The sequence below is a fragment of the Streptomyces sp. NPDC045778 genome, assembly GCF_056431945.1.
This window is the reverse complement of sequence record NZ_JBWKJZ010000038.1, coordinates 42,853-53,875: the sequence shown is the minus strand read 5'-3', so window position 1 is coordinate 53,875 and position 11,023 is coordinate 42,853. Positions and strand designations below refer to the sequence as shown.

Annotated in this window: 9 protein-coding genes; 5 read left to right on the top strand and 4 right to left on the bottom strand. The window is 73.3% G+C overall.

The annotated features are described in order from the left end of the window. Positions 1-12 precede the first annotated feature (12 nt). The 3 genes from AC07GB_RS34180 to AC07GB_RS34170 form a co-directional block, all read right to left on the bottom strand. Positions 13-855, bottom strand: coding sequence for an alpha/beta fold hydrolase (locus AC07GB_RS34180; RefSeq protein ID WP_478852408.1), 843 nt, complete (start codon positions 853-855; stop codon positions 13-15). A gap of 85 nt (positions 856-940) precedes the next feature. Continuing rightward, on the bottom strand, positions 941-1,894 hold the full coding sequence (locus AC07GB_RS34175; protein ID WP_478852406.1) for a chlorinating enzyme: 954 nt from the start codon (positions 1,892-1,894) through the stop codon (positions 941-943). A gap of 10 nt (positions 1,895-1,904) precedes the next feature. Beyond that, positions 1,905-2,153: an acyl carrier protein gene (locus AC07GB_RS34170; protein ID WP_478852404.1), complete on the bottom strand. Its 249-nt coding sequence runs from the start codon at positions 2,151-2,153 to the stop codon at positions 1,905-1,907. Positions 2,154-2,275: 122 nt separating this feature from the next. Here AC07GB_RS34170 and AC07GB_RS34165 point away from each other — a divergent pair, with 122 nt between their 5' ends. Genes AC07GB_RS34165 through AC07GB_RS34145 form a run of 5 tightly spaced genes read left to right on the top strand, consistent with a single transcriptional unit; the run spans position 2,276 to position 10,079 of the window. After that, complete coding sequence (locus tag AC07GB_RS34165) at positions 2,276-3,319, top strand: cysteine synthase family protein (RefSeq protein ID WP_478852402.1); 1,044 nt, start codon at positions 2,276-2,278, stop codon at positions 3,317-3,319. Next, the gene (gene argH, locus AC07GB_RS34160; RefSeq protein WP_478852400.1) at positions 3,316-4,776 is read left to right on the top strand and encodes an argininosuccinate lyase; all 1,461 of its coding nucleotides are present in this window, start codon (positions 3,316-3,318) and stop codon (positions 4,774-4,776) included. Before AC07GB_RS34165 ends, argH begins: the two co-directional genes overlap by 4 nt. Continuing rightward, positions 4,773-5,975 carry an ATP-grasp domain-containing protein gene (locus AC07GB_RS34155; RefSeq protein ID WP_478852398.1) on the top strand — a complete coding sequence of 401 codons (1,203 nt, stop codon included), beginning with the start codon at positions 4,773-4,775 and terminating at the stop codon, positions 5,973-5,975. Before argH ends, AC07GB_RS34155 begins: the two co-directional genes overlap by 4 nt. A gap of 16 nt (positions 5,976-5,991) precedes the next feature. Beyond that, on the top strand, positions 5,992-9,171 hold the full coding sequence (locus AC07GB_RS34150) for a non-ribosomal peptide synthetase (RefSeq protein WP_478852396.1): 3,180 nt from the start codon (positions 5,992-5,994) through the stop codon (positions 9,169-9,171). Beyond that, entirely contained in the window at positions 9,168-10,079 is a 912-nt protein-coding gene (locus AC07GB_RS34145; protein WP_478852394.1) for a GHMP family kinase ATP-binding protein, read from the top strand. The genes AC07GB_RS34150 and AC07GB_RS34145 overlap by 4 nt, the downstream gene beginning before the upstream one ends. Here the strand turns inward: AC07GB_RS34145 and AC07GB_RS34140 are convergent. Beyond that, a complete protein-coding gene (locus AC07GB_RS34140) occupies positions 10,066-11,016 on the bottom strand; it encodes a TauD/TfdA family dioxygenase (RefSeq protein ID WP_478852392.1) in 951 nt (316 codons plus the stop codon). The two genes, AC07GB_RS34145 and AC07GB_RS34140, sit on opposite strands and share 14 nt — an antisense overlap. Between the last annotated feature and the right edge of the window lie 7 nt (positions 11,017-11,023).

Here is an 11,023-nt window from a genome sequence, read left to right as displayed (position 1 = left end):
GCTGTGGTCTGCTCAGGCCGTCGGCGTGGGTGCGGCGACCCCGCCGAGGAAGTCGGCCAGGATGTCCCGGAGCCGGTCGCCGGCGCCGAACACCGAGATGTGGTCCCCGTGCGGCTCGACCCGCAGCACCGCGTCCGGCAGCGCGGCGGCCACCCGGTGGGAGCCGTCGGGGTGGGCGGTGTGGTCGTCCTCGCTGGTGACGACGAGGGCCGGCATCCGCAGAGCGGCGAGCGACGGCGTGACGTCCTCGGTCATGGTCGCGAGCGTCAGCGCGCTGTAGCGGTAGAACAACTCGTCGGTCGTATACGGGTACATCACGAGTTCGGCGAGTTCCGCGGGGACGGCGGCGCGGGCGCTCTCGGCGAGCGCCCCGTTGATCATGGCGGCGTCGGGGCGGCCCTGGGCGGCCATCGCGAGGAGGGCCTTCAGGTTCTCCTGATGGCCCGTCATGGGGCCGGGAGTGCCGGAGAAGTCACCGTGCCACAGGCTCAGCGAGCCGACCCGTCCGGGCTGTTGCCGCGCCGCACCCAGGGCGATCACGGCGCCGCCGCACAGGCCCATCACATGGGCGGTGCCGAGTCCGTAGTGGTCCATCACCGCGAGCAGGTCGGCGGCCTGGGCGTCGACGTCGTGCCCGAGCGCGTCGAAGGCGCCTGTGTCGTCGGCGAGGTCGCCGAACAGGCCCCGGGTCTCCCAGGTGACGACCCGGTGGCCGGTGCCGGCCAGGTGCCGCATCCACGGTTCGCAGAGCGTGGCCGGCATCCCGCAGGCGGAGGCGATGACCACGGCCGGGGCGCCCGGCGTACCGGCACTGTAACCGCGCAGCGTGGCGCCGGCGCCGGCGATGGTCTCCATGGAGGCGAGCATGTTCCTGTCCTAGGGAGTCGGGGGTGCCGCGCGGACGGGGGTCCCGCGCGGCACCCTCGGTGCGGCGGGCGGATCAGCGGGTGGTGAAGGGGTGACCGGTCACGGTCTCGGTGGCCATCACGTTGTGGTCGTACTCGTTGTGGCCGGAGACGAGCACCGAGCCGAAGCGCTCCAGGCTGACCTTGCCGCCGTACTCGACGATGTCGGTGGTGTCCGGGTACACGCGGACCGAGGTCGGCACATAGCGGTTGGCGAAGCCGAGCCGCATCTCGTCGGTCTTGCCGTTGTGCGGCAGCGAGGCGTGCATGAGGGTCGACCAGAACATGATCGCCTCACCGGGGCGCATGACCATCGGCACGGCCTGGGACTCGTCGGGGACGAAGTCGTCGTCGATCTGCAGCTCGCGATAGTCGTAGCCGAAGAACCCGCGCCGGACGCCCTCCTTGACCTCGGAGTTGATGCGCTGCGGGTTGTAGTGCATCTTCTTGGTCTCGTCGTACATCATCTGCTGGTGGGTGCCCGGCATGAACTGGAGACAGCCGGTGTCCTCGTTGGCCTCGGTGAAGGCCGTCCACACCGTCAGCGTGCCGCCGAAGTGCACGTGCTCGTCGCCGTCCCAGACGATCTGCGGGCTGCCCGAGGCGTTGGCGAAGGTGTCGGCCTGGTGCCAGTCGGTCCCCTCGTCACCCGGGTACTTCGGGAAGAACTCCGTACGCCAGCACAGGACGTCCGGGCCCAGGGCGCTGGCCACCTTGTCGACGATCCTGGGGTGGGTGATGTGATCGGCCAGGAAGTCGTTGTCCAGGTGCCGGTCGTAGTTGGAGATGTTGGTGTTTCCGGACTGCGCGGCGTCCTCCTGATAGATCGCGTTCGCACGATCCATCAGGGCCAGCCGCTCGGTGCGCCAGATACGGCGCATTTCCTCGATTTCATAGACCTTGAACGGACCGAAGAAGCCGTTCCGACGGAACTGCTCAAGTTCCTCGGGCGTGAGCGAGAACTCCCTCGCACCAGCATTCTGCGTCATCACGGACTCCTTATCTCTCGGCCGCGAGAGCGGCCTTCTCCACAGCCGCGCGCGACGCGATACTGCGCGCCGTCGCGACTCCACCCAGGTCGCCGACGCGCACCTTGACGTGCAGTTCCTGACTGATCCGGGCGAGCACCCGCACAAAGGCGAGTGACGTTCCTCCGTGATCGAAGATGTCGTCGTCGAGACCCAGTTCCGGGTTTCCGAGCACGTCCCGGACGATGGCCAGAATCCCCTGATCGATCGTGGCTTCCATGCCGCCAACGTAGATAGCCGCCGAAACGGCGTCTGTTCACTGTTGAGCAGACCCGGCCCCCGGCTTTCGGTGACGGTGGACCACGTTGGCGAACCGTATAGAGGACTGCCTCGGGGAGCACGATGGTGGAGAACGCGTATCTGGAATCGACCGAGGCGGTCCTGCTGCCACGGCTCATCAAGCTCGGCGGCAACCTCTACGGGGCGGCCTTCACGCTGATGAAACTGGTGCCGGCCCGGCATATTCTGCTCAAAGCGGAGCAGTCCGGGAGGCTCGGGCCTGACACGGTCGTCGTGGAGACCACATCGGGCACGTTCGGCCTGGCCCTTGCCATGCAGACCGCCCTGATGCGGCGCCGCCTCGTCCTGGTCAGCGACCCGGTGATCGACGCGGCCCTGCGGCGCCGGCTGACCGACCTCGGGGCCCACGTGGAGATCTGCGCCGACCCGGCGGAGGTCGGCGGCTACCAGGAGGCCCGGCTCAAGCGGCTCGCCGAGATCCGGGCCGAACTCCCGGACACCTTCTGCCCCGAGCAGTACGAGAACCCCGACAACCCGGCCTCCTATGCCGTCGTGGCCGAGCACATCGAACGCACCCTCGGCGCCGTCGACTGCCTGGTCGGACCGGTCGGCTCGGGCGGCTCGCTGTGCGGGACGGTCCGCGCGCTGCGCGCCGGCCGCCCCGAGGTGCGGGCCGTGGGCGTGGACACCCCGCAGAGCGTGCTGTTCGGACACCCGGACGGAAACAGGGAGCTGCGCGGGCTCGGCAACAGCCTGCTCCCCGGCAACCTCGACCACCGGCAGATCGACGAGGTGCACTGGTGCACCGCCCCCGAGGCGTACGCCGCCACCCGCAGCCTCCACCGCGAACACGCGCTGTTCCAGGGGCCGACCAGCGGCGCCGCCTACCAGGTGGCCCGGTGGTGGGCCGACCGGAACCCCGACGCCCGCGTCGTCGTGATGCTGCCCGACGAGGGCTACCGCTACCAGGACACCGTCTACCACGACGAGTGGCTCACGGCCGGCGGCCACACCGCGCCGCCGCCGGCCGAGCCGCTCGCCGTCAGCGACCCCACCAGGCCCACCGACCGGTGGAGCCACCACCAGTGGGGCCGCCGCACTCTCGCCGATGTCCTGGCGGCCCGGACCGGGGAGGCCACCCGATGAGCCGCCTCACCTCCACCGTGGGCGCGCGCGTCCAGTCCATCATCTACGGCTCCCCCACCCCGGCCGAACTCAGCGCCGAACTGACGCTGACCACCCGGATCGATCTGGCGCACCTGGTGATGCTCGCCGACCGCGGTCTGATCGGCCCGGCCGACGCCGCGGCCCTGGCCGGGGCGATCGAGCGGCTGCGCGCCGACGACTTCCGCCCGCTGCACGGCGCGCCGACCCCGCGCGGCCTCTATCTGGCGTACGAGCAGCTGCTCGGCGACGAGCTGGGCGCCGACACGGGCGGCCGGCTGCACACCGGCCGCTCCCGCAACGACCTCAAGGCGACCGCCACCGCGCTTAGGCTCCGCGGCGAACTCCACGCCCTGGTCTCGGAGCTGGCCCGGCTCCAGGCCGTGCTGCTGAGCCGCGCCCGGGCCCACCGCGACACCGTCATGCCGGTGCACACGCACTACCAGGCGGCCATGCCGGTGACCTACGGCTACTACCTGGTGGGGGTCGCGATCGCGCTCGCCCGCGACATCACGGCCCTGCGCCGCTGCGTGGACGACCTCGACCGCTGCCCGCTGGGCGCGAGCGCGGTGGCCGGCACGGACCTGCCGATCGACCCGGCGCACACCGCCCGGCTGCTCGGCTTCACCGGCCCCGCCCGGCACGCGCTGGACGCGGTCGCCAGCCGGGACGACGCCCTGCGCGCGCTCGCCGCGGCCGCGGGCGCGGCCCTGACGATCAGCCGGCTCGGCACCGACCTCCAGCTGTGGAGCAGCGTCGAGTTCGGCTTCGTCGCCTTTCCCGACCGGCTGGTCGGGGGCAGCTCCGCGATGCCGCAGAAGCGCAACGCCTTCCTGCTGGAGTACGTCAAGGCCAAGGCCGGCGCGGCGATCGGCGCGTGGACGGCGGCGGCGGCCACCACGCGCTCGACCCCGTTCACCAACGCGATCGAGGTCGGCACCGAGGCGGTGGCCGCGGTCTGGCCCGGTCTGCGTGCCGTCCAGGACGGCACCGTGCTCGCCCGGGCTCTGGTGGGCGGCGCCCGGCCCGTACCGGAGCGGATGCTCGCCCGCGCAGAGGACGGCTTCGTCGGCGCCACCGCGCTGGCCAACCGGCTGGTCCGGCAGGGCGTGCCGTTCCGCGCGGCGCACGGTCTCGTCGGCGGCGCCGTCCGGCACGCCGTCGAACGCGGCGCCTCCCGGCTTGCCGCCGAGGACCTGCCCGCCGGTGTGCGGGAGGCGGAGATCTCGCTGCCCACGCTCGTCGCCGAGCAGCGCCACGGCGGCGGCCCCGGCGACTTCGACGCGGTCTTCGCGGACGGGTACGCCGCGCTCACCGAGCACGCCGACTGGCTGGCGGCCGTCCGCGAGCGGTGGGACGGCGCGGCCCGGGAGCTGGCGGACGCCACCGCCAGGATCATCGCGGACGGCCGGAACATCACGGAAGGAGCAGGGAGTTGACCTGGCTTGCGCTGATCGAGAGCAACACCACCGGGTCGGGGCGGCAGTTCTGCTCCGCCGCCCGCGACCTCGGGCTGCGGCCGGTCGTCCTGACCGCGCGGCCCGAGCGCTATCCGTACGTGGCCGCGGACGCCGTGGACCACCTGGTGCTGGACACGGCGGACCCGGAGGCCGTGTTCGCGGCGTGCCGTCGCCTGGCCGAGGGGGACGGTCTCGCCGGAGTCACCTCCAGCTCCGAGTACTTCATCGCCACCGCGGCCGGGGCCGCCCGGCGGCTCGGCCTGCCCGCGCCGGACCCGGAGGCGCTGGCCGCCTGCCGGCACAAGGACCACCAGCGTGCCGCGCTGGCCGCGGCCGGCGTGCCCGTACCCGCGTACACCGCCGTCACCGACGTCGACGCCGCGCTCGCGGCGGCCGGCCGGACCGGGTACCCCGTGGTGGTCAAGCCGACCACCGGCTCGGGTTCGGTGGGAGTACGGCTGTGCGCCGGACCGGACGAGGTCCGCGCGGCCGCGGCGGACCTGCTCGGCACCCCGGTCGACGAACGCGGCGCGGCGATGCCCGGCACGGTGCTCGTCGAACAGTACGTCGACGGACCGGAGTTCTCGGTCGAGACCTTCGACGGCGCGGTGATCGGGATCGTCGCCAAGCATCTGGGACCGGCTCCGTACTTCGTGGAGACCGGGCACGACTTCCCGGCGGCGGCCCCGCCCGCCGGGCTCGGCGCGGTCGCGTCGGCCGCGCTCACGGCGCTGGGCCTCGGCTGGGGCCCGGCCCACACCGAGCTGCGGTACGGGCCGCACGGCCCGGTCGTCATCGAGGTGAACCCCCGCCTCGCCGGCGGCATGATCCCCACCCTGGTACGGCACGCCGCCGCGGTGGACCTCGTGGCCGCCACCGTCGCCCGGGCCGTCGGCCGCCCCACCGCGGTGGAGCCGCGGCAGCGGGCGCACGCCTCGATCCGCTTCGCGCTCGCCGACCGCTCCGGCACCGTCACGGCGACCGGGGGACGGTCGGCGGCGCTGGCCCTGCCCGGGGTCGAACTCGCCGAACTCACCGTGGCACCGGGGACGGAGCTACGGCTCACCCACTCGTTCCGGGACCGGTACGGCTACGCCGTCGCGACCGGTCCCGACAGCGCCACCGCCGCCGACCGCGCCGCGCGGGCCACCGCCCACCTGCGGCTGGCCACCGGCTGACCTTCCAGGAGACCAGATGACCGACACGCAGTCGCCCGCCCCGATCCCGCTCCCCCGATGGACGCCGGCCGGGGCGAGCCCCGGGACCGGCCCGGGCCGGATCCGCACCGACACCACCCCTCAGCTCACCACCGCCCTGGGCCGCCGAGCCGACGAACTGGGCGTCACGCTCGAGGCGGTGCTGTTCGCCGCTCACCTCAAGGTGCTCGCGGCCCTCACCGGCGAACGCGGCCTCGTCGCCGGCCGGCTCACCAACGACGGGCCCGGCGCGTACGCCGCGACCGTCGCCGACGGCACCTGGCGCGAGCTGGTCGCCGAGGCCGCCCGGGCACTGGCCGCCCCCGTGGACGCCACGCCGGAGACCCTGCTCGACCTGCGGACCCACGCCACGCCCGACCCGGCGGCGGCCCTCGCGGTCCACTACGACGCGGACCTCACCGCCACCCTCACCTACCGCCCTGACGTCATGGACGCCGACCACGCCGAGCGCCTTGCCGGCTACCACGCGACCGCGCTCGCCCTGCTGGCCGCCGACCCCGACGCCGCCCACCACGAGCAGACCCTGCTGTCCGATGCGGAGCTGGACCACCAGCGCCGCGAACTGTGCGGCCCGCTCCGCCCCTTGCCCGCCGGCACCTTCGTCGACCTCTTCGAGAAGCGGGTCCGCGAGCACCCCGACGCCACCGCTGCGACCCACGGCCGGCAGGTCTGGACGTACCGCGAACTGGACGAGCGCGCCAACCGGATCGCCCACGCCCTGCTCGACCAGGGCCTCCAGGACGAGGACGTGGTGGCGGTGGTGACCGACCGCAACCTCGACTGGATCGCCGCCACCCTGGGCGTGCTCAAGGCGGGCGGCGTCTACCTGCCGGTCCGCCCGGACTTCCCGGCCGGCCGGGTGGCCGACCAGCTGACGCGCAGCGACTGCCGCTACGCCGTCACCGAGCCGGGGAGCGAGGCCGTCCTGCACGCCGCGCTGGCCACGGCCGGGCGCGCGTGCCGCACGCTGCTGGCCGCCGACGCCTACCGCACCCCGCGCACCGACGCCCCCGGCCGGCCGATCGGCCTCGGCCAACTCGCGTACATCTACTTCACCTCCGGCTCGACCGGCGCCCCCAAGGGCGCCATGTGCGAGCACGAGGGCATGCTGAACCACCTGTACGCGAAGATCGACGACATGGACCTGGTGGCCGGTGACGTGGTCACCCAGACCGCCTCGCAGTGCTTCGACATCTCGCTGTGGCAGGTGCTCGCCCCGCTGCTGGTCGGCGGTTCCACTCTGATCGTCGACACCGCGGACCAGCTCGACGTCGACCGCTTCATCGCGCTGCTTTCCGGCGGCGGGGTGCAGGTGATCCAGATCGTGCCGGCCTACCTCGACGTCATGCTCGCCCACCTGGAGCAGCACCCCCGCGCGCTCGGCGACCTGCGGTCGGTCTCGGTGACCGGTGAGGCGTTGAAGGTCAGCCTGGTCAAGCGGTGGTTCGCGGTACAGCCGGACATCCGCCTGGTCAACGCGTACGGTGCGACCGAGGTCTCGGACGACACCATGCACGCGGTGCTCGACCGGGTGCCCGAGCGCGACCTGGCCGTGGTCAACGTGGGCCGCTCGCTGCGCAACGTCAACACCTACATCCTCGACGAGCGGCAGCGGGTGGTCCCGCTCGGAGCCCCCGGCGAGATCGCCTTCTCCGGCGTGTGCGTCGGCCGCGGCTACATCAACGACCCGGAGCGCACGGCGCAGGCGTTCACCACCGACCCTTATCTGGCGGACACCCGCCTCTACCGCACCGGCGACTACGGCCGCTGGCTGCCCGAGGGCACCATCGAGTTCCTCGGGCGCCGTGACGAGCAGGTCAAGGTGCGCGGCTTCCGGATCGAGATCGGCGAGATCGAGAACCGGCTGCTCCAGATGCCGGGGGTCGCCGAGGCCGCGGTGGTCATCACCGGCAGCCAGGACGCGACGAAGAACCTGGTCGCCTTCCACACGGGGCCCGCCGACGTCCAGTCCGCCGACCTGCGTGACTTCCTGGCGGCGGCCCTGCCGTCGTACATGGTCCCGTCGTACTTCCACCGGCTCGACGCCCTCCCGCTCACGGAGAACGGCAAGACCGACAAGAAGCGCCTGACGTCGATGGCCGAGGAGTTGGGGCAGGAGATCGCCGCCTATCTCCCGCCGGCCACGGACACCGAGCGCCGCCTCGCCACCGCCTGGGCCGAGGTCCTGGGCGTCCTGGTCGGCCGGATCGGCCGCGACGACGACTTCTTCAAGCTCGGCGGCACCTCGCTGGCCGCTGTCCGGCTCATGGTCAAGCTCGAACGGCGGGTCGCGCTGCGGGACCTCGTCGCCCATCCGGTGCTGCGCGACCTCGCGGCGGTGCTCGACGGTTCCGCCGGAGCCACCGCGCCGGCCGGCGACCACCGCCTGCTGCAACGGCTCAACACCGTCGGCACCGATGGCGCCGGGCCCAGGGCGACCCTGGTGTGCTTCCCGTACGCGGGCGGCAACGCCGTCAACTTCCAGCTGCTCGCCCGCGCGCTGGCCCCGGCCGGGATCGGCGTGTCCGCGGTCGAACTGCCCGGCCACGACATCAGCAACCCCGACGAACCGCTCGCCGACGTCCCCGAGCTGGCCCGCCGGGTGCTCGCCGAACTGCCCGAAGGCCCGCTGCTGCTGTGGGGCCACTGCGCCGGCGGTGCCTACGCGGTGGAGCTGGCCCGGCTCCTGGAGGCCGAACAGCGCCCCGCCGAGCGGGTGTTCATCGGCGCGCTGCTGCTGGAGGACCCGGCCGAACTGCGCCGTGAGACGGCCGAGGTGACCGCGCTGTCCGACCGGGAGATCACCGCCCGGATGCAGGGCGACGCCGCGTACGTCGAGCTGGACCTGCTCAAGACGGAACGGGCCAACCTGGTCGCCCGCGCCTACCGGCACGACGTCCGCTCCACCAACGACTACCTGCTGTCCTTGCAGGAGGGTCCGGTCGGCCAGGGGCTCACCACCCCCCTCGACGTGGTCCTGACGGACGACGACCCGACGACCCGGGAGCCCCGGGAGCGCTACAAGCTCTGGGAGCGGGCCTTCGACTCGGTGGACCTGCACGCCTTCGCCGACGGCGGCCACTACTTCACCCGCACCCTCCCGGCCGACGTGGCGGCCCTGGTGGCCGGCCGCCTCCCGGAGGCCCGGCAGCGGTGAGCACGTACCCCGCCCCCGGTGGCGCCCCGGTCCTGTCCCGGGGCGCCACCGGCGTCAGCACCTGTTTCGGTACCTTCGGCGAACTCCTCCAGGGCCGACTCCCCGGGCCGGACGGGGACTTCCTGGTCACCCTGCCCGTGGCCCGCTGGACGATGGCCTGCTACCAGGTCGACGGCACGCTGCCCGGCCTGGAGGTCCGGCCCGCCCACAAGGGCAAGGCCCGGCGGATGGCGGAGATGGTCCTCGCCGCCGCCGGGGCTCCGGCCGGCGGCGTCCTCACCGTCGAGAGCAACCTGCCCGAGGGCAAGGGGATGGCGAGTTCCTCCGCGGACCTGGTGGCCACCGCGCGCGCCGTGGCCAACGCCGTCGGCCTGGAGCTGCCCCCGGCGCGGCTTGAGGAGCTGCTGCGCCGGATCGAGCCGACCGACGGCGTGCTGTACCCGGGGGTGGTCGCCTTCGACCACCGCCGGGTCCGGCTGCGTTCGTTCCTCGGCCCGCTGCCCACCATGACGATCGTCGGCCTGGACGAGGGCGGCACGGTCGACACCGTGGCCTTCAACCGGCTCGACAAGCCCTTCACGGCCGCCGACCGGCGCGAGTACGCCCGGCTCCTTGTGCGGTTGTCCGCCGCCGTGGGCCGGCGCGACCTGGCCGAGGTGGGCGCGGTCGCCACCCGCAGCGCCGAGATGAACCAGGCGCTGTGGCCCAAGCGCACGCTGCCGGACGTCCTGCGGGTGTGCGCGGACGTCGGGGCGCTCGGTGTGGTGGCGGCGCACAGCGGCACCATGCTGGGGGTCCTGCTCGACACGTCGGAGCCGGACTACGTCGAGCGGGTCGCGGCCACCGTACGGGCCTGCTCCCTGATCACCCCGCGGGTGTCGCTGCTCCGTTCCCTCAGCTTCGACTGACCGTCCAGGGATCCGCCAGGGCGACGGCGATCCGCCGCTCGCCCTGGTACGGGTCCCTGCTGTGCGCCATGCGCAGGTTGTCCACCACCAGGACGTCCCCGGCCTGCCAGGCCTCGCGGACCGTGTGGGCCTCGTACACCTCGTTGATCAGGTCGACCTCGGCGCGGTCCAGCGGACTGCCGTCGCCGCAGCGGGTGTTGAACGGAAGGCCGCCCGGTCCGAACTCGAACTCCAGGTACTCGCGGACGGCCGGGTCCATGGTCCACTCGTTGAGGAAGGCGATCTGGTTGAACCAGACGCGTTCCCCCGTGCCCGGGTGGCGGAGCACCGCGGGCAGGACCCTGCGGGTGCGCACCATGCCGCTCTCCTCCCAGGCGAGGCCGATGCCGTTCTCCTGGCAGTAGCGCTCCACCTCGGCTCGCGACGTGGTGCCGAAGGCCGTCTGCCAGTCCACGCCGACCGGGCCGTTGTGGCTGCGCCTCAGCTCCCATCCGTGTTCCTCGAAGCGCGCCACCAGGCCGGCCGGCAGGTCGCGGAGGACCGCCGCGCCGTCGGCGAGCGCGACGGCGCCGCCCCGGGCCGGGGCGGTCAGGCAGGCGAAGACCATCCGGGACGGCACCGTGCGGGCGTAGCTGAGTTCGTGGTGCATGCACATCGGCTGGTCCGGGGGCCACTCGGTGGACGAGTAGAGGCCCGGCCGGAGTTCCGACCTGGGGGCGAAGGGCTCGTACTCCGCCATGAGCCGGGTGGTGACCGCCGAGGCGGCGGCCGCGGCCGCCGCCGCGTCCGGCAGGGCGAGCCCGCGCAGCAGGACCGCGCCGTGCTCGGCCACCGCACGGTCGATCGCCTGCCGGTGGTCCGCCAACTCCCCGGCGGTGCCGGTGAGGTGGGCGACCGGTGGGCGGCCGGGGGCCGTGGAGAGTTCCAGGGAGGTCACGCGCGGG